This is a genomic window from Kosakonia beeri (genome assembly GCF_054165705.1).
The window spans coordinates 2,994,420-3,013,461 of the sequence record NZ_CM135106.1; the positions used below are offsets into that span (position 1 = coordinate 2,994,420).

Below are 19,042 nucleotides of genomic sequence, written 5' to 3' on the forward strand. Positions count from 1 at the left end.
GTCACCCCTTACAGGTAGAGATAAAGTCTGACGTTATGTGCACCCAGATAGTTCGCGCTGCCGTACAACGTCACGGCGGAATTTGCCGGGATAGTCACGCTGCGTGGCGCTTCCAGGGGATGCATTTCCAGACCTCTGGCGTCATACCAGTAAAAACGATAATGCACAGTTACAGGCTGTTTTCTTTCGTTAAACAGCCGGGAGGACGCGGAGGGCTGGAGTTCCTGCGTGTTTAATGTCGGCGGTTCTGCAGTGATGCCAGCCGCCAGGATACTGGACTCCATTACCAGGGATTGATCGCTGGCCACCGGGATCGCGGGATGCGAAGTGCACCCTGTCAGCGTCAATGCCGCCAGTAATAACGCAACACGCCCTCTTGTCATGTCAGAGACCTTTCTGCGCCAGCATCGGCCCAAGCGCGCGTCCACCCAGCAAGTGCATATGGATATGATATACCTCCTGCCCGCCATGGCGATTACAGTTCATGATCAAACGGTAACCATCTTCATCAATGCCTTCTGCACGCGCGATCTTCGCCGCCACGGTCAGCATACGGCCAAGCGCTTGTTCATGCGCCTCGGTCACATCATTTACCGTCGGGATCAGGATATTAGGTACGATCAGCACATGCGTTGGAGCCTGCGGAGAGATGTCCCGGAACGCGGTGACAAGTTCATCCTGATACACAATGTCGGAGGGGATTTCACGACGAATAATCTTACTGAAAATGGTTTCTTCGGCCATGACGTTTTCCTTTTATGAGCGCGGGGGAATGTGCCCGCGGCCGTCGTCAATTATAGCTCTCAAGTATGATCGAGATACTCTTATCGTTTCAACCATAACGCACTTTTTCTTTCTGGTTTCAGGTACCTCTGGCGCAGGAATAGCCAACAACCTATTTTCAGCATGCTGAAACGGCATTTCATCATTACTGCTTACATCTGTTTACATCATTGTAGTGAATGCGTATATTTCGCATTTGCATTTCCATGCGCGATTACTATCCAACAAATTAAAACCAACGTCCCCCGCGACAACGTATCGCCGCCGGACACTCCCTTAAACACACCATGAAGGGTTTATTCATGTCTTTCACTCAACACGCCAGGGACGACGCGCGTCCGCTCGCTGCCACACCTTCCCTGCTTGCCGTGTGCATTGCCATGGCGCTTGCGCCGGCTGGCGCATTAGCTGACACCACCACATCTGAAGAGACTGTCGTGGTAGAAGGTACTGCGACAAATAGCGGCGACATTACCGCCAGCCAGGATCAGGATTACAGTGTCAAAACCACCACCACTGGCACAAAACTGCTACTGGTGCCACGCGACATTCCACAGTCCGTTAGCGTCGTCAGCCAGCAGCGTATGCAGGATCAGAATCTGCAATCCATTGGTCAGGTGCTGACCAATACCACCGGCGTAACGGCGCAGGTACAGGATAGCGACCGGACGGTGTTCTACTCCCGCGGCTTCTTCGTAAGCAACTACGCCTACGATGATCTGCCGACCTCGATCAGTGAAGTATGGAACTTTGGCGACACCGCTGCCGATACGGCAATTTATGATCGTATTGAAGTGGTACGTGGTGCCACGGGGTTGATGTCTGGTACCGGGAACCCGTCGGCCTATGTCAACATGGTGCGTAAACATGCCGACAGTAACACCTTTAAAGGTTCTGCCTCAGCAAGCTATGGCAGTTGGGACAAACAGCGCTATGTCCTGGACTTACAAGCCCCGTTGGTTGAATCGGGTAAAGTGCGTGGCCGCCTGATTACCGGCTATCAGGACAATGACAGTTGGGTGGATAACTACCACTATCGCAAAAAATTCCTTTACGGTGTCGTTGATGCCGACGTCACCGACAGCACCACGCTTTCAGTGGGCTATGAATACCAGGAAAGCAACACCGACAGCCCAACATGGGGCGGATTGCCAACCTGGTACAGCGACGGCGCAAAAGCAAAATACGATCGCAGCACCACGGTTGCGCCCGACTGGGCCTACTCCAACAAAGACAACACCAGGCTCTTCGCCAATTTGACCCAGCGCTTTGGCGATGGCTGGGAAGCACACATCAATGGTATGCATGCGAAAACCAATTTCGACAGCAAATTGATGTATATGTACGGCTATGCCGACAGAGATACCGGCGATGGTCTGGTCGGCTATGGCGGCTGGAACCGTGGCGAGCGTAAACAAGATGCCGTTGACGCCTTCCTGCGGGGCGGGTTTGATCTCTTTGGCCGTCAGCATGAAGTGATGTTTGGCGGCAGCTACAGCCGCCAGCGTAACCATTACGACAACTCCCTGCCGCTCCCCGACAGCACGGTTAACGTGGGCAGTTTCACCAATGGCTGGAACAGCAATATCGCCGATCCAACCTGGAGCGCCTGGGCACTCTACAGCAAAGATGATATCCGTCAGTCTTCTGCTTATGCGTCCGCCCGCTTCTCGCTGGCCGATCCGCTACACCTGATCGTCGGCGCACGTTATACCGATTACGATATTCGCTATAACCCGGCCGGTTCGCCGGATACGCGTCTGCACAGCACCAAAGATGATGTGACGCCGTACGCCGGGCTAGTTTATGACATCAATGAAGACTGGTCGACTTACGTCAGCTACACCGAGATTTTCCAGCCGCAGGACAAGCGTAATGCCAGCGGTCGTTATCTCGACCCAACCACCGGCAAGAGTTATGAAGCCGGCGTCAAAGCAGACTGGTTCAATACCCGTCTGACCACTTCCATCGCGGTGTTCCGCATTGAGCAGGACGGCGTCGCGAATAACACCTATACCTATATGCCAAGCGGTGAATCGATCTACGAATCGCTGGATGGCGTAGTCAGCAAAGGGATTGAGTTTGAGCTGAACGGTGCGCTGACAGATAACTGGCAATTAACTTTCGGTGCCACCCGTTTTGTGGCAGAAGATAAAGACGGCAAGACGGTCAGTTCCGATCAGCCGCGTACCACCATGAAATTGTTCACCCGTTACCAGTTGCCGATGCTGCCAGACTTGACCATCGGCGGCGGCGTTAACTGGCAGAACAAGACATGGAATGACGCAACTGGCCCTTCCGGCTCAACCGACCGTGCGGTACAAGGCAGCTATGCGCTGGTAAACCTCTTCAGCCGCTACCAGGTCACGAAGAACCTCTCTGTTCAGGCAAACCTCAACAACCTGTTCGACCGGGAATATTACGATTACGTCGGCAGCTACACGGTGTATGGCGCGCCGCGTAACTTCTCGGTGAGTGCGAATTACGATTTCTGATCATCGCTATTCCTGCCCGGGGAGCCTTTTGGCTCCCCTTTTTTATTACCGCATAAGAGGGTGTTGTGTCTGTACAGGGACAGCTAAGCCTCCACACAACTGATTCTTGTGCAGCCGGTATTATTTAACAGCAATAAAAAAGGGAGCCATCAGGCTCCCTCAGTCTCCCCAGACTATGGCTTAGTTATTACGGATGTATTCATCCATTTCGGTTTTCAGGTTATCGGATTTGGTACCGAAAATCGCCTGTACACCGGAACCGGCCACAACCACACCCGCAGCGCCCAGTTTCTTCAGGCCAGCCTGATCCACTTTCGCTACGTCAGCTACGCTGACACGCAGACGCGTGATGCACGCATCCAGGTTGGTGATGTTCTCTTTACCGCCAAATGCTGTCACCAGGGCCGGAGCCATTTCGCTGGTCGCGCCCACTTTATTCTCTTCAGTGGTTTCTTCACGACCTGGCGTTTTCAGATCCAGTGCCTTGATCAGCACGCGGAAGATTGTGTAGTACACCACCGCGTAGCAAAGGCCGATAACCGGGAACAGCCACAGTTTGCTGCTGTTGCCGCTCAGCACGATGAAGTCGATCAGACCGTGCGAGAACGACGTACCGTCACGCATACCCAGCAGGATACAGATCGGGAATGCCAGGCCTGCCAGAATCGCGTGGATGACATACAGGATCGGCGCAACGAACATGAAGGAGAACTCGATCGGCTCGGTAATACCGGTCAGGAACGAGGTCAGCGCGGCGGAGATCATGATACCGCCCACTTTGGCGCGGTTTTCCGGTTTAGCGGAATGCCAGATTGCGATAGCCGCAGCCGGCAGACCGTACATTTTGAACAGGAAGCCACCAGACAGTTTGCCCGCAGTCGGGTCACCGGCCATGTAACGCGGAATATCGCCGTGGAACACCTGACCTGCCGCGTTGGTGAATTCACCAATCTGCATCTGGAAAGGTACGTTCCAGATATGGTGCAGACCAAACGGTACCAGGCAGCGCTCAATGAAGCCGTAGATACCGAACGCCACAACCGGGTTCTGGTAAGCAGCCCACTGAGAGAAGGTCTGGATAGCAGTACCGATCGGCGGCCAAATGAAGGACAGGATCACACCGGTGAAAATCGCGGCCAGACCTGAAATGATAGGAACAAAACGCTTACCGGCAAAGAAGCCCAGGTACTCAGGCAGCTTAATGCGGTAGAAACGGTTGAACATGTACGCTGCGATCGCACCGGAGATGATCCCGCCCAGAACACCGGTATCAGCCAGGTGTTTTGCGGCGATTTCGTCAGCAGGTAAATGCAGGACCAGCGGTGCAACAACAGCCATGGTTTTCACCATGATGCCGTAGGCAACAACTGCAGCCAGAGCCGAAACACCGTCGTTATTGGTGAAGCCCAGCGCAACACCGATAGCGAAGATCAGTGGCATGTTGGCAAAAACGGAACCGCCCGCTTCGGCCATAACATGGGAAACCACTTCTGGCAGCCAGCTGAAGTTTGCAGAACCGACGCCCAGCAGGATACCTGCGATAGGCAGTACGGATACTGGCAGCATCAGCGATTTACCGACCTTCTGCAGGTTAGCAAATGCATTCTTAAACATAATTGAGAGTGCTCCTGAGTATTAGTGCTTTTTTACGCTTTTCGCGCATTGGCGCGGGGGGAGAGCCGCGCCGTGGGAAGGGCATCTAAGCGCCCTTTATTTATTACACAGAGTAAAATAAATCGATTTCGGTTTGTTTGATGGCTATCACGTTTCAGCTAGCACACGCTGCAAAACTCACATTAATTTACAAAAGGCGGGTACCTTCGAATGAAAAGCGAGCGTCACCGCCTTTTTTACGGCGGTGAACTTTACTCTGATCGGTTATTAATTACGAGTACTAAAATAAGCTGCGAGATCAGGCGGATTGCAGGCGGGAGAGGTCAACGTGAAACAAACTGGCAAAGTTTTGCGTGGTCTGTTGCGCCAGTTGTTCAAGGGAAACCCCCTTTAAGACAGCCATATATTCCGCCACATCACGGGTCATCGCAGGCTGGTTCTCTTTACCACGGTGCGGTACCGGCGCAAGGTACGGTGAGTCCGTTTCGACCAGCAAGCGATCGAGGGGCACATAGCGCGCGGCATCACGCAGTTGTTCAGCATTGCGGAAGGTAACAATGCCGGAGAATGAGATAAAAAAGCCCATATCCAACAACTTGCCAGCGGTTTCGCGATCCTCTGTAAAACAGTGTAGAACACCGCCGCAATCTGTCACCTTCTCTTCTTCCAGGATCGCCAGCGTATCAGCGCGGGCATCGCGCGTATGAACAATCACGGGCTTATTCAGCTCGCGGCCAATACGGATATGGTTACGAAAAGATGCCTGCTGGCGGGCTTTCGTCTCCGGCGTATAAAAATAGTCGAGGCCTGTTTCGCCCATGGCGACCACCCCCTCTTCCGCGGCCAGTTGACGCAGCATCTCAACATCATAACTTTCATCCTGATTGAGAGGATGCACACCGCAGGAGAAGACGACATTATCACGCTCCCCCACCAGCTCGCGCATACTGAGGTAGCCCGGCAAGGTTGTCGCAACGGCAAGGCAAAATTTCACATCACGCGCGGCGGCTTTCGCCAGCACATCGTCTACGTCTTTATGCAAAGCCTGGTAATCAAGGCCATCAAGATGGCAGTGCGAGTCGACTAAAAACATAATGTCTCTCTTAAAGATGGGATACAGGAAGCGCAGTACCGGGTTGCAGGTAGCGTTCCAGATTTAACAGCAGATCGGTCAACAGCAACTCGCGGTTCACACCCACGACGCTGAGAAGTTGTTCACGGCAGATAAATGCCGAATGCAGCAATGCATGCAAGGTTTCACTTCGTAACTGACGAGCAAGATCATGAACCAGGCCGGCACAATCCACATTACTCAGTAAGGTCGCGCCTTGTTGAACTTTTAGCGCATCCAGCCACAACGAAGCCAGCCACTGCAAACGTTCGGCAACCCGCTCATGATTGAGCACGGGCAACATCGCCAGCCAGTCACCGCTTTGTAGGGCCGTCTCCGTGGCCTGGCACAGTTGCTTGCGCTGCGCCCACTGTTCTTCCTGTAACAGCATTTCCGCCGCCCCCGGCGAACCTGCGCTCAGACGTAGCGCAGTCAGGATGGCATCAGGGGATGCTGACACTTCACGCCCCAGCCAGGCACTCGCATAATTCTCGGCCGGTGGTGCCAGATGGTGCAGGCGGCAGCGGCTGCGTAGCGTGGCGAGCAGACGGGCCGGTTCCCGACAGGCAAGGAAAAACCAGGTCTGCGCTGGCGGCTCTTCCAGGGTCTTAAGCAGCGCATTGGCCGCCGCATCGGTCAGCACGGCGGCGTCCTGGATCCAGACTACTTTTGCGCCGCCAAGACGGGCATGTTCATACAATTTTTCACTGACGTCCCGCACGGCATCAATGCCGAGCGTGGTTTTGCCTTTCTCCGGTGCCAACGGGTAATAGTCCGGGTGCGTCCCCGCCTGCATAAGCTGGCAACCGCGGCAGTGGCCGCAGCTTTTGTGCGCCTGCGGCGTCTGGCACAGCAGAAAGCGGCTGATGGCATAGATCAGCGCATCTTCGCCCATTCCCGGCAAGGCATGGATCAGTAACGCGTGGTGCCCACGCCCGGCCTGATAACTGGCGACCAGTTGCTCAAAGTCCGGTCGCAGCCACGGATACCATTTCATGCGCCCTGCTCCTGCACCCACGCGGTCACGGCCTGGCGAATATCGCGGATAACCGCCTCCAATGGCTGCGTCGCATCGACGGTGCGGATCGTTTTATCCTGCGCTGCCAGCTCGAGATAGCGGGCCCGTGTGCGATTAAAGAAATCCAGCGATTCCTGTTCAATGCGATCCAGGTCGCCGCGTGCGCGTGCGCGCTTCAGCCCCACTTCCGGGGTTACATCCAGATAGAGGGTCAAATCCGGGCGAAAGTCCCCGAGGACCGCATCACGCAGTGTCGCCAGCATCGACTGATCGATACCCCGTCCCCCACCCTGATACGCCTGGGTAGAGAGATCGTGCCGATCGCCAATCACCCATTTGCCCTCTGCCAGCGCAGGTTTAATGACGGTTTCGACTAGCTGTACGCGGGCAGCGTAGAACATCAGGACTTCGGCTTTATCGCAAATAACTTCGTCGCCAACGGAACGAATATCCAACACCAGACTGCGCAGCTTCTCTGCGAGCAGCGTTCCACCCGGCTCACGCGTGAAGACCATTTCGCCGACATCCAGCGTTTTTAACGTTTCGACGATGACATCACGCGCGGTGGTTTTACCTGCGCCTTCCAGTCCTTCAATGACGATGTATTTACTGCCCATTTTTTTCCTTAAGTACTTTCAGGTATTCCTGCACTGACCGGTTATGGCTGGCGAGATTGGTATTAAAAGTGTGGCCGCCTTTACCATCCGCCACAAAATAGAGATACGGCGTCTTTGCCGGATGCGCTGCTGCTTTCAGCGAGGCTTCGCCCGGCGTCGCAATCGGCCCCGGCGGCATGCCGCTTATCACATAGGTGTTGTAGTCTGTAGGCGCTTCGAGATCCGCGCGCGACAGCTTACCATTATAACGCGCGCCCATCCCGTAGATCACCGTTGGATCGGTCTGCAGCTTCATGCCAACGCGCAAACGGTTAATAAACACCGAGGCCACTTTATCGCGTTCACTGGCCACGGCAGTCTCTTTTTCGATGATGGAGGCCATGGTCACCAGTTGATTCTGGTCTTTATAGGGCAGCCCCTCCATACGCCCTTCCCAGGTTTGCTCAACCACACGCACCATCTTTTGATGTGCGCGTTTCAGTAACGCCACATCGGTCGTGTTCGCGGTGTACATCCAGGTGTCGGGCCAGAACCAACCTTCAACCCACTCCGGATGCTCTAACTTCAGGGCCTGTGCCACGGTGGCATAATCGTCATCTTTCAGCGTATGTTTGATCCACGGCGCCTCACGCAGTTGTTTCAGGTAATCGCTCAGGCGCATGCCTTCTACCAGCCGCAGTGGGAATTGTGCCTCTTTACCGCTTTCAAGCAATTGCAGCATTTCACGTACCGTCATTCCCGGCGTAAAGCGATAGGTACCGGCTTTAAAATGGGAGAGGTCCGGTTCCAGCCGTAACAGCCATTGAAACACGCGCGGGCGATTAATCACCTTTTCGTTATATAACTGTTCGCCCAGCGCCAGACGGCCAGTGCCGGCCTGCAGGGCAAAAATGGTCTCTTCTTTTATGAGGATCTTACTGTCCGCCAGTTGGCGAACTTTCCACATACCTGCGCCCGCAGCGATAACCAATACCGCCAGCAGGAGGATAACGAAACGTAACATTTTCTTCATGACTGATTTATCTGCTCACAAAGGGGGGCTAAAAAGTGGAACAAATCACGCGCTGCCCAGTGGCAATCTTCCCACTGACGTACCGGGATCACCGGCATCAACGCGTTACAAATAAGGACTTCATCTGCGTTTGTTAAGGCATCATGATACGCATTCACTTCGACAACGTTAAAATCGGAAGATGCCAGTTGCCGTATGCAATATTGCCGCATAATGCCATTCACACCGGCCTGATCGAGTCGTGGGGTAAACACATCGCCTCCGCAGCGCCAGAAAAGATTGGCCGCGCTGCACTCAGTCAACCAGCCATCGCTATCCAGCACCAGAGCTTCCTCTGCCCCGGTCTTTTCGAGGTTCGCACGAATTAAAACCTGTTCAAGGCGATTAAGATGTTTGATGCCGGCAAGCAGGGGGTTCCGCCCAAGACGCACCGGGCTGAGCGCGAGCGTAATGCCTTTCTGCCGCCAGTGCGCATAATGCGCGGGGCGCGGAGAATGAGACAAGATACGCGTCGGTGTCGTGCAGTTCGCTGCACTGTAACCCCGGCCGCCTGAGCCACGGCTAATGATGACTTTTACTACACCATCGGCATGTGCCGCCGCCAGCGTTTTCATCTCCTGCTCCAGTAAAGACATGTCAGTAAAGGAAATCAGCAGGCGTTCGCATGCCTGCTGTAAGCGCTGGAGATGTGCAGACAAAAATTGGATCTGCCCGTCAATTATCCGTGCCGTGGTAAAGCAACCGTCACCAAATTGTGTTGCCCGGTCAGTGGCGGGAAGCGTGTGCTGCCAGGTGCCATTAATCAAGAACATAGAGGATCCTTATTGCTGTGACGGGACAGTTTGGCAGGATGGACAGTGCAGAACAAGCGGAGAAAACCGAATAGAAAAGGCCCGACAGGCGGGCCTTTACGCAGGCTGAAATAATCAGACTTTTTTGAAGATCAGTGAACCATTGGTACCACCAAAGCCGAAGGAGTTACACAGGGTGTACTCCATACCGCTAACCTGGCGAGCTTCGTGCGGCACGAAGTCGAGATCGCAACCTTCATCCGGGTTATCCAGGTTGATGGTTGGCGGTACAGCCTGATCGCGCAGCGCCAGGATCGAGTAGATAGATTCTACTGCACCTGCTGCACCTAACAGGTGGCCGGTCATAGATTTGGTGGAGCTAACCAGCACGCGGCTCGCTGCTTCACCAAATACGGATTTCACAGCCTGAGCTTCTGCTTTGTCGCCCGCAGGCGTTGAAGTGCCGTGTGCGTTGACATAACCAATCTGACCCGGCTCAATGCCTGCATCACGCAGTGCGTTGACCATCGCCAGGGCGGCGCCAGCGCCGTTTTCCGGAGGAGACGTCATGTGGTAAGCGTCGCTGCTCATGCCAAAACCCACGATCTCAGCATAAATCTTCGCGCCGCGTTTTTTCGCGTGCTCGTACTCTTCAAGCACAATGATGCCGGCGCCATCGCCAAGCACAAAGCCGTCACGGTCTTTGTCCCACGGGCGACTTGCTGCCTGCGGATTGTCATTACGGTTGGAGAGTGCGCGCGCTGCGCCGAAACCACCAACGCCCAGCGGAGTACTGGCTTTCTCTGCACCGCCTGCCAGCATTGCGTCTGCATCGCCGTAAGCGATGATGCGCGCGGCATGGCCGATGTTGTGCACGCCTGACGTACAAGCCGTTGCGATTGAAATACTTGGACCACGCAGACCAAACATAATCGTCAGATGGCCTGCAACCATGTTCACGATCGTGGAAGGCACGAAGAACGGACTGATTTTACGCGGACCGCCGTTGACAAGGGAGCTGTGGTTTTCTTCAATCAGACCGAGACCACCAATGCCGGAGCCAATCGCGGCGCCAATGCGGGTTGCGTTCTCTTCGGTGACCTCGAAACCCGAATCCAGCATGGCCTGTACGCCAGCCACAATTCCATATTGAATGAAATCATCCATCTTGCGCTGTTCTTTACGCGAGATGATGTCTTCACAGTTAAAATCCTTTACTAAGCCAGCAAATTTCGTTGCATAGGCGCTAGTATCGAAATGGTCGATCAGGCTGATGCCACTCTGACCGGCAAGGAGAGCTTTCCAGGTAGACTCTACGGTATTGCCGACAGGAGACAACATGCCCAGTCCGGTCACAACTACACGACGCTTAGACACGTTTGTCCTCCAGGGAGGGATAAATAAAGAGATTCGTGGGATTAAATTAGATAAAACTCAGGCGGTCGAGTGACCGCCTGGAGATGTTCACTTACGCCTGGTGACCGTTGATGTAATCAATGGCTGCCTGAACGGTGGTGATCTTCTCAGCTTCTTCGTCCGGAATCTCAGTATCAAACTCTTCTTCCAGAGCCATTACCAGCTCAACGGTGTCAAGAGAATCAGCGCCCAGGTCTTCAACGAAGGAAGCATTGTTGGTAACTTCTTCCTGCTTAACGCCCAGCTGTTCGCCGATAATTTTCTTAACGCGTTCTTCGATAGTGCTCATACTCTTAAATTTCCTATCAAAACTCGCTTTCGCGATGGTTTTCGTAGTGTATAAAATGTTGAAAAATTTGCAACTAAATCCCGGCAGTTCTTACCACGATTTTACGCTATTTTGAGGCCTTTCGCCCTAATAACGCAAATATATTTCATCGTGGTTAAACCATATACATTCCGCCGTTAACGTGCAGGGTCTCACCAGTGATGTACCCCGCCTCGTCAGAGGCTAAAAATGCAACCGCACTGGCGATTTCCTGAGCGCCGCCAAGACGACCCGCAGGAACCTGCGCCAGAATACCCGCACGCTGATCATCAGACAGCGCACGCGTCATGTCCGTTTCAATAAAACCCGGAGCAACAACGTTCACCGTAATACCGCGGGACGCAACTTCACGCGCCAGCGATTTACTGAAACCGATCAAACCCGCTTTCGCCGCAGCGTAGTTGGCCTGACCAGCATTTCCCATGGTACCAACCACAGAACCGATAGTGATAATACGCCCATGACGCTTTTTCATCATAGCCCGCATTACCGCTTTTGACAGACGGAAAACAGATGAAAGATTGGTATTGAGGATATCGTTCCACTCATCATCTTTCATGCGCATCAACAGGTTGTCACGAGTGATACCGGCATTATTAACCAGAATATCGACCTCGCCAAACTCAGCGCGAATATTTTCCAGAACGGATTCGATAGATGCAGCATCGGTCACATTCAACAGCAAACCTTTACCATTAGCACCCAAATAATCGCTGATCGCCTGAGCACCATTTTCACTGGTGGCAGTGCCGATAACTTTCGCGCCGCGCGCAACCAGGGTCTCTGCAATAGCGCGGCCAATACCGCGGCTTGCACCGGTGACCAGCGCGACTTTTCCTTCAAAACTCATAGGCTTCCTCTTTTATTGCGCAAGTGCCTCTGACATCGCGGTCGGCTCATTGAGCGCAGACGCTGTCAGGGTGTCAACAATACGTTTTGTCAGGCCAGTGAGGACTTTACCTGGACCCACTTCATACAGGTGTTCAACACCCTGTGCTGCCATAAATTCGACGCTCTTCGTCCACTGCACCGGGCTATAAAGCTGGCGAACCAGGGCATCGCGAATCGCTTCAGGCGTTGTCTCGCACTTCACATCCACATTATTGACAACCGGGATCTGCGGCGCGTTAAAAGTAATTGTGCCCAGCTCAGCAGCCAGCTTATCTGCCGCTGGTTTCATCAGCGCACAGTGAGACGGCACACTGACTGGCAGCGGCAGCGCGCGTTTAGCTCCTGCCGCTTTACAAGCGGCGCCTGCACGTTCAACGGCATCTTTATGACCCGCAATCACAACCTGGCCCGGAGAATTGTAGTTCACCGGAGAAACAACCTGCCCTTCGGCAGACTCTTCGCAGGCTTTGGCGATTGAGGCATCATCAAGCCCGATGATTGCAGACATCGCACCCGTACCTTCCGGCACAGCTTCTTGCATAAATTTACCGCGCAGTTCAACCAGGCGCACAGCGTCAGCGAAAGCGATAACACCCGCGCATACTAATGCAGAATATTCGCCAAGGCTGTGACCCGCCATTAGCGCAGGGGTTTTGCCACCCTGCTGCTGCCATACACGCCACAGCGCGACGGAGGCGGTCAGCAGTGCCGGTTGGGTCTGCCAGGTTTTGTTCAGTTCTTCTGCTGGGCCTTGCTGCACCAGCGCCCAGAGATCATAGCCCAGCGCCGCGGAGGCTTCAGCAAAAGTCTCGGTAATAACCGGGTAAGTCGCCGCCATATCAGCCAGCATACCAACGGTTTGAGAGCCCTGCCCGGGGAACACAAATGCGAATTGCGTCATGTTTTTATCCTTGTACTCAGAAACGAACCAGCGCGGAGCCCCAGGTAAACCCGCCGCCGAATGCTTCAAGCAGAACAAGCTGGCCCGGTTTGATACGCCCATCACGGACGGCTTCATCAAGTGCGCTGGGAACGGAAGCCGCAGACGTATTGCCGTGGCGATCCAACGTCACCACCACATTGTCCATCGACATACCGAGTTTTTTCGCCGTTGCGCTAATGATACGCAAGTTAGCCTGGTGCGGCACCAGCCAGTCCAGCTCACTGCGTTCAAGATTATTGGCCGCTAATGTTTCATCAACAATACGCGCCAGTTCGGTAACGGCGACTTTAAAGACTTCATTACCTGCCATTGTCAGATAAGTTGAATTAACCGGCGTCACGCGATCGAGGTTCGGCAGCGTCAGCAACTCACCATAGCTGCCATCGGCATGCAGGTGGGTTGAAATAATACCCGGCTCATCAGAAGCGCTCAGCACCACAGCCCCAGCACCGTCGCCGAACAGAATAATGGTCCCGCGATCTTCTGGATCCAGCGTGCGGGCCAGAACGTCGGAACCAATTACCAGCGCATTTTTCACTGCACCCGACTTGACGTATTGATCGGCAATACTCAGCGCATAGGTAAAACCGGCGCAGGCCGCGGCGACATCAAATGCCGGGCAGCCTTTAATCTCCAGCATATTCTGAATCTGGCAAGCCGCACTCGGAAAGGCATGTGTCGCAGAGGTTGTCGCCACAATGATTAAGCCAATCTGATCTTTATCGATGCCGGCCATTTCCAGCGCGCGTTGCGCAGCTGCATAGCCCATGGTCGAAACAGTTTCGTTTGCAGCGGCGATGCGACGCTCACGGATCCCTGTACGGCTGACAATCCATTCGTCAGAGGTTTCCACCATTTTTTCTAAATCGGCGTTTGTTCGAACCTGCTCGGGCAGAAAGCTGCCGGTACCAATAATCTTCGTATACATGTACGCTCAGTCACTCTTGGGTAATATACGCGCGCTCTGGTGTTCACCTTCTTGCTCTGGCGAAACAGCGCGTGCGTACACAGATTCCAGGCGAGCGGCTATTCGTTGTGGAACCTGCCGCTGCACCGCCTGCACTGCCTGTTCAATCGCTACGCTAAAAGCGCGCTGATTGGCTGCACCATGACTCTTAATCACCGTGCCGCGCAATCCTAACAGACAGGCACCATTATACTGGTCGGGGTTGAGGTGACTGAATCGCCTTGTCAGGCTTTTTTGTAACCAACGCTTTAATAAAATCAGCCACCACGACCTTTTTTGCCCCTCGCCCTGCGATTTCAGCAGCGAAAGGAACATCCTGACAACCCCTTCCATTGTTTTTAATGTGACATTTCCTGTAAAGCCATCACAAACCAGCACATCCGTTTTACCGGTCAGTAATTCGTTCGCTTCCAGGTAACCAATGTAGTTCATTGCAGGAAGCGATTTTAATAATGCCGCTGCATCGCGGATACTGTCATGGCCTTTGGTTTCTTCTTCACCAATATTGAGTAGAGCCACACGCGGATTTGCAATGCCAAGGATCTCTTCCGCCATAACTGCGCCCATCACTGCAAATTGCGCCAGCATCGTGCTATCGCAATCCACATTAGCGCCTAAATCCAGCACGACGGTTTTGCCCTTTTGCTGGTGTGGCAGCACCGTCACCAACGCCGGGCGCTCAATCCCTTCAATTGGTTTGAGCAACATTTTCGCCAGTCCCATCAGCGCACCGGTATTACCTGCGCTGACGCAAGCCTGTGCACGCCCTTCTTTTACCAGCTCAAGCGCAATGCGCATTGAACTACCGCGACTATTACGGATCGCCTGTGCGGCGCGCACATCACTGGCAATAACTGACTGTGCAGGAACAATAAGCAAGCGCGAGCGTTGCTCAAAATCAGCTTTGGTAAGTAATGGCGTGATAGCGTCGGGATCGCCGACTAAAAGAAGGTTGAGTTGCAAATTAGAGTTCAGTGCCTGCAAAGCTGCAGGCACTGTCACGGCCGGGCCTGAATCGCCCCCCATGACATCTAACGCCAGGGTTAGACGTGTCAAGGTATCGTCGCAGCCTGGTTCGGTTTATCCCCGCTTACGCGGGGAAATCCTCACTAAGCTTAATCACGCTTGCGCGTGATTACTTAGCGATGACCTTACGGCCACGGTAGAAACCGTCGGCGGTAATGTGGTGACGCAGGTGGGTTTCACCAGAAGTTTTGTCTACAGACAGGCTGGTGACTGCGGTCAGCGCGTCATGGGAACGACGCATGCCACGTTTGGAACGGGTTGGTTTATTCTGTTGTACGGCCATGGACCTTACTCCTCAATTACTTACGCTTTAAGCTGGCTAATACGGCAAATGGGTTTGGTTTTTGCGCTTCATCAGGCAATTCGCCAAAGACCATGTCCGCCTCGGACACTTCACAGTGTTCAGAATCATGCACCGGAACTACCGGCAAGGAGAGGATGATTTCATCCTCGACCAGCGCCAGCAGATCGATTTCGCCGAATTCGTTAACCTCAATCGGCTCATACGCTTCCGGCAGTGCTTCAGCCTGTTCGTCAGAACGTACAGGACTAAAACAATACGTTGTGTGAACATGATGGGTGAACGGTTTCCCGCAGCGCTGGCACTCGAGCGATACCGTGACCGTTGCTTCGCCGGTTAAGACCGCGAGACGCTGGTTATCGATAGCGAACGACATGGAGCACTCCACATCACTGTCCACGCTGACCACAGACTCGGCGACGCGCTCGGCCTGTTCGGGAGTATAGATACCCTCGTAATCAAGGCGTTTTTGAGCCGTACGAACCGGATCAAGAGTCAGGGGTAATTTTACCTTTTGCATAGGGCGCGCATATTAACTTTGTAACGTCATAGAGTCAAAGAAAAAGGCAGCCTACGGTTGCCTTTTGCCAATAATTCGCACACATTGCGGCCTACAGTTTAAAATGCCTGTCCTTGTTAAGCCATATTTGGTGAAAAAAATATGTCTACTATTATTCTTGCCTCTACTTCTCCTTATCGTCGCGCCCTGTTGGAAAAGCTGGGGGTAACGTTTGAATGCGCAGCGCCAAATACCGATGAAACCCCTCAACCGGGTGAGTCTCCGCGACACCTCGTGCTTCGCCTGGCGCAGGATAAAGCCCAGTCGCTGGCGCAGGCTTACCCCCATCATCTTATTATTGGTTCTGACCAGGTGTGCGTGCTGGACGGTGAGATCACCGGCAAGCCCCATAGCGAAGAAAATGCCCGCCAGCAACTCATGAAAGCCAGCGGTAATATTGTTACTTTTTATACCGGCCTTGCGCTTTTTAATTCCGCCACTGGTCATTTACAAACCGAATGTGAGCCTTTCGATGTGCATTTCCGGCATTTAAGTGAACAGGAAATTGACGATTATGTTCGCAAAGAGCGCCCCTTAAACTGCGCGGGAAGCTTCAAAAGCGAAGGTCTCGGTATTGCCTTGTTTGAGCGCCTGGAAGGGCGGGATCCCAATACACTGGTTGGGTTACCGCTTATTGCCCTGTGCCAGATGCTTCGTCGCGAGCAGTGTAATCCTCTATTAAGTTAATGCCTTAGCGATCACAGATTCTTTTTTAAACAGCCAGTACATTCACCTCAATTATTAAAACAGTGTTTTAATTTAAGGAAAGGTGATGAAAAGTACCCGACAAGTGACATTGATGCTGACGCTGTTGGCTTCTTTCTGCGCGAGCGCGCAAGATTCCTGGCAAACGCAAGGAGTGGTGGAAGGTAATCTTCCTGCAAGCTGGCAGGCCTTAAAAGCGCAAATGCGCTACCCGGACTCCTGGTTATCCGGGAACTTTCACAACTTCTCGCAGTGGCAAAAACAGAGCCGCCAGCATTTTCGCTCTGCCCTGCTTACGCCAGACGCCACTAAACCCTTTGCCCCACAATCGATAACCAAAGAGGATCGTGGCACTTATTTTGCCGAAAAACTGGCGCTTAACATTACGGATGATAACCGTGTATCGGCACTGCTGCTGATGCCTAAATCACCCGGCCCACATCCTGCTATCGTGCTGTTACACGATCACGGTTCAAAATTTGACATCGGCAAAGAGAAGCTGATTCGCCCCTGGGGTGACAACGAAAAACTGGCCAGTGCTCAGGCGTGGGCAGACAAATTTTTTAGCGGTAAGTTTATTGGCGATGAACTGGCCAGCCGTGGCTACGCTGTGATCGCAATCGACAGCCCAGGCTGGGGCGATCGTGGGCCGATGGTGTACGAACAACAGCAAGCGCTGGCAAGTAATTACTTTAATCTTGGCCGCTCACTGGCCGGCGAAGTGGCTTATGAAGATATGCGCACGGTGGATTTCATTGCCGCCCATGCGGGCGTGGACAAACAGCGTATCGGCGTCGTGGGATTCTCTATGGGGGGATTTCGCGCCTGGCAACTGGCAGCGTTAAGCGACAAAGTCGCGGCGACGGCCGTGATTTCGTGGTTTGGTACTTATAACGGCCTGATGCAACCCGGTAACAATGTGCTGAGAGGCCAGTCCGCTTTTTACATGCTGCATCCCGGCATGCCTGCCAGAATGGATATTCCCGATATTGCCAGTATCGCCGCGCCGAAACCCATGCTGATTTTCAGCGGTGGCAAAGACAAACTTTTCCCGCCGGAAGCGGTACAGGAGGCGTTTGATAAAGTGCATAAGGTCTGGTCATCGCAACATGCCGACGACAAACTGCTCACTAAAAGCTGGCCAGCGCTGGGCCATGTTTTTTATCAGGAACAACAGGCTGAGGTCTTTCCCTGGCTGGATAAATGGCTGAAGCCTTAAGGAGAGAGCCTTTCCCCTCCCATAATGGGAGGGGAAAAGGTTATTTGGCGTTGCGCAGCACTTGCAGGCAATGTTTCAGCGCATTATCAAGCGGGGCTTCAATGCGCAGTGTCTCGCCAGTATGCGGATGGGTGAACTTAAGCGCAGCCGCATGCAGGAACAGGCGCGAAAGCCCCGTGGACGCCAGTTGTTTGTCGAACTCGCGATCGCCATAGCGATCGTCAAACGCAATCGGGTGGCCGGCATGTTGTGTATGAACACGAATCTGGTGCGTGCGACCGGTGACCGGGCTGCAACGAACCAGCGTAGAGAATTCATAACGTTCTTCCACTTTAAAGCGGGTTTCGGAAGGTTTGCCTTCGCTGTTCACGCGCACAATGCGCTCACCGCTTTGCAGAATATTTTTTAGCAGAGGCGCCTGTACAACCTTCACGTGGGACTGCCACTGGCCACGCACCAGTGCCAGATAATCTTTCTGCATATCTTTGCCGCGCAGTTGCTCATGCAGCGAACGCAGCGCAGAACGTTTTTTTGCCACCAGCAACACGCCGGAGGTATCGCGATCGAGACGATGAACCAGTTCAAGGAAACGCGCTTCCGGGCGTAACGCGCGTAAGCCTTCGATCACGCCAAAGCTCAAACCGCTGCCGCCATGGACCGCCGTACCTGAAGGTTTATTCAGTACCAGAATATGGTCGTCTTCATAAAGAATGACGTCGGTTAACTGGGCGACTTTTTGCAGATGTGGCGATACCGCTTCTTCTTCTCTTTCCGCAACGCGCACAGGCGGAATACGGACTTCATCGCCGGCTTCCAGCTTATATTCCGGTTTAATTCGTTTTTTGTTCACCCGTACTTCGCCTTTACGCAAAATACGGTAGATCATGCTTTTCGGCACACCTTTCAGCTGGGTGCGCAAAAAGTTATCGATGCGTTGCCCTGCTTCGTCAGCAGAAATAGCAACAAATTTTACGGATGGTGTCTCAGTTTTCATGGGAGGCGATTCTAAATAGGCTGCATGATTAGCGCCACTCATTTTTATATGCTTATATTTACTTCTGAGCCTGGCTTGCCGCTTTTTGCACAGTTGATTCGACGGTTATTAAACCGATCTCGGGTCAAAGGTGAAAAAACTGTGAGTAACCGGGTGATAAATGGTAAAAGTCAGCTTGCTATAACAGGGTTCGCAAGGAATAATGTTGCCGTTTTCCGTGTTGAATTTTGCTAAAACAAGTAAATGAGCGGA

The 19,042-nt window shown here is 53.3% G+C and carries 20 protein-coding genes; 3 read left to right on the forward strand and 17 right to left on the reverse strand.

Features of this window, described 5'->3' with window-relative positions; translation table 11 throughout:
- Positions 1-8: 8 nt before the first annotated feature.
- Together ACUY4S_RS14245 and hinT are read right to left on the reverse strand one after the other, a co-directional pair.
- A complete protein-coding gene (locus ACUY4S_RS14245) occupies positions 9-383 on the reverse strand; it encodes a YcfL family putative periplasmic lipoprotein (protein WP_458022313.1) in 375 nt (124 codons plus the stop codon).
- A 1-nt stretch (position 384) separates the two neighbouring features.
- Entirely contained in the window at positions 385-744 is a 360-nt protein-coding gene (hinT, locus tag ACUY4S_RS14250; protein WP_312685695.1) for a purine nucleoside phosphoramidase, read from the reverse strand.
- Positions 745-1,085: 341 nt separating this feature from the next.
- Here hinT and fhuE point away from each other — a divergent pair, with 341 nt between their 5' ends.
- A complete protein-coding gene (fhuE, locus tag ACUY4S_RS14255) occupies positions 1,086-3,278 on the forward strand; it encodes a ferric-rhodotorulic acid/ferric-coprogen receptor FhuE (protein WP_458022314.1) in 2,193 nt (730 codons plus the stop codon).
- A 180-nt stretch (positions 3,279-3,458) separates the two neighbouring features.
- Here the strand turns inward: fhuE and ptsG are convergent, their stop codons facing one another.
- From ptsG to yceD, 14 genes are all read right to left on the reverse strand, one after another.
- Positions 3,459-4,892 carry a PTS glucose transporter subunit IIBC gene (gene ptsG, locus ACUY4S_RS14260; protein ID WP_312685691.1) on the reverse strand — a complete coding sequence of 478 codons (1,434 nt, stop codon included), beginning with the start codon at positions 4,890-4,892 and terminating at the stop codon, positions 3,459-3,461.
- A 298-nt stretch (positions 4,893-5,190) separates the two neighbouring features.
- Complete coding sequence (locus ACUY4S_RS14265; RefSeq protein WP_312685689.1) at positions 5,191-5,985, reverse strand: metal-dependent hydrolase; 795 nt, start codon at positions 5,983-5,985, stop codon at positions 5,191-5,193.
- Between the two features lie 10 nt (positions 5,986-5,995).
- Positions 5,996-7,000, reverse strand: a complete 1,005-nt coding sequence (gene holB, locus ACUY4S_RS14270) for a DNA polymerase III subunit delta' (RefSeq protein WP_312685687.1) — start codon at positions 6,998-7,000, stop codon at positions 5,996-5,998.
- Positions 6,997-7,638 carry a dTMP kinase gene (gene tmk, locus ACUY4S_RS14275; protein WP_458022315.1) on the reverse strand — a complete coding sequence of 214 codons (642 nt, stop codon included), beginning with the start codon at positions 7,636-7,638 and terminating at the stop codon, positions 6,997-6,999. Before tmk ends, holB begins: the two co-directional genes overlap by 4 nt.
- Positions 7,628-8,650, reverse strand: a complete 1,023-nt coding sequence (gene yceG, locus ACUY4S_RS14280) for a cell division protein YceG (protein ID WP_458022316.1) — start codon at positions 8,648-8,650, stop codon at positions 7,628-7,630. The genes tmk and yceG overlap by 11 nt, the downstream gene beginning before the upstream one ends.
- The gene (gene pabC, locus ACUY4S_RS14285) at positions 8,647-9,462 is read right to left on the reverse strand and encodes an aminodeoxychorismate lyase (protein WP_458022317.1); all 816 of its coding nucleotides are present in this window, start codon (positions 9,460-9,462) and stop codon (positions 8,647-8,649) included. The genes yceG and pabC overlap by 4 nt, the downstream gene beginning before the upstream one ends.
- Positions 9,463-9,576: 114 nt before the next feature.
- On the reverse strand, positions 9,577-10,818 hold the full coding sequence (gene fabF / locus ACUY4S_RS14290) for a beta-ketoacyl-ACP synthase II (RefSeq protein WP_458022318.1): 1,242 nt from the start codon (positions 10,816-10,818) through the stop codon (positions 9,577-9,579).
- A 91-nt stretch (positions 10,819-10,909) separates the two neighbouring features.
- On the reverse strand, positions 10,910-11,146 hold the full coding sequence (gene acpP / locus ACUY4S_RS14295) for an acyl carrier protein (protein ID WP_000103754.1): 237 nt from the start codon (positions 11,144-11,146) through the stop codon (positions 10,910-10,912).
- 154 nt (positions 11,147-11,300) lie between these two features.
- On the reverse strand, positions 11,301-12,035 hold the full coding sequence (gene fabG, locus ACUY4S_RS14300) for a 3-oxoacyl-ACP reductase FabG (RefSeq protein WP_312685677.1): 735 nt from the start codon (positions 12,033-12,035) through the stop codon (positions 11,301-11,303).
- 12 nt (positions 12,036-12,047) lie between these two features.
- Positions 12,048-12,977 (reverse strand): ACP S-malonyltransferase, encoded by a 930-nt coding sequence (gene fabD / locus ACUY4S_RS14305; RefSeq protein WP_312685675.1) that lies wholly within the window; start codon positions 12,975-12,977, stop codon positions 12,048-12,050.
- Positions 12,978-12,993: 16 nt separating this feature from the next.
- Positions 12,994-13,947, reverse strand: coding sequence for a beta-ketoacyl-ACP synthase III (locus tag ACUY4S_RS14310; RefSeq protein WP_458022319.1), 954 nt, complete (start codon positions 13,945-13,947; stop codon positions 12,994-12,996).
- 6 nt (positions 13,948-13,953) lie between these two features.
- Entirely contained in the window at positions 13,954-15,042 is a 1,089-nt protein-coding gene (gene plsX, locus ACUY4S_RS14315; protein ID WP_458022320.1) for a phosphate acyltransferase PlsX, read from the reverse strand.
- Between the two features lie 79 nt (positions 15,043-15,121).
- Complete coding sequence (rpmF, locus tag ACUY4S_RS14320; protein ID WP_013366685.1) at positions 15,122-15,295, reverse strand: 50S ribosomal protein L32; 174 nt, start codon at positions 15,293-15,295, stop codon at positions 15,122-15,124.
- A gap of 16 nt (positions 15,296-15,311) precedes the next feature.
- Positions 15,312-15,833 (reverse strand): 23S rRNA accumulation protein YceD, encoded by a 522-nt coding sequence (gene yceD, locus ACUY4S_RS14325; protein WP_312685667.1) that lies wholly within the window; start codon positions 15,831-15,833, stop codon positions 15,312-15,314.
- Positions 15,834-15,974: 141 nt separating this feature from the next.
- On the opposite strand from yceD, the gene ACUY4S_RS14330 reads away from it, so the two are divergent.
- Positions 15,975-16,559, forward strand: a complete 585-nt coding sequence (locus ACUY4S_RS14330) for a Maf family protein (protein ID WP_312685665.1) — start codon at positions 15,975-15,977, stop codon at positions 16,557-16,559.
- A gap of 85 nt (positions 16,560-16,644) precedes the next feature.
- Complete coding sequence (locus tag ACUY4S_RS14335) at positions 16,645-17,796, forward strand: dienelactone hydrolase family protein (protein ID WP_458022321.1); 1,152 nt, start codon at positions 16,645-16,647, stop codon at positions 17,794-17,796.
- A gap of 40 nt (positions 17,797-17,836) precedes the next feature.
- Here the strand turns inward: ACUY4S_RS14335 and rluC are convergent, their stop codons facing one another.
- A complete protein-coding gene (gene rluC, locus ACUY4S_RS14340; RefSeq protein WP_312685661.1) occupies positions 17,837-18,790 on the reverse strand; it encodes a 23S rRNA pseudouridine(955/2504/2580) synthase RluC in 954 nt (317 codons plus the stop codon).
- Positions 18,791-19,042 lie beyond the last annotated feature (252 nt).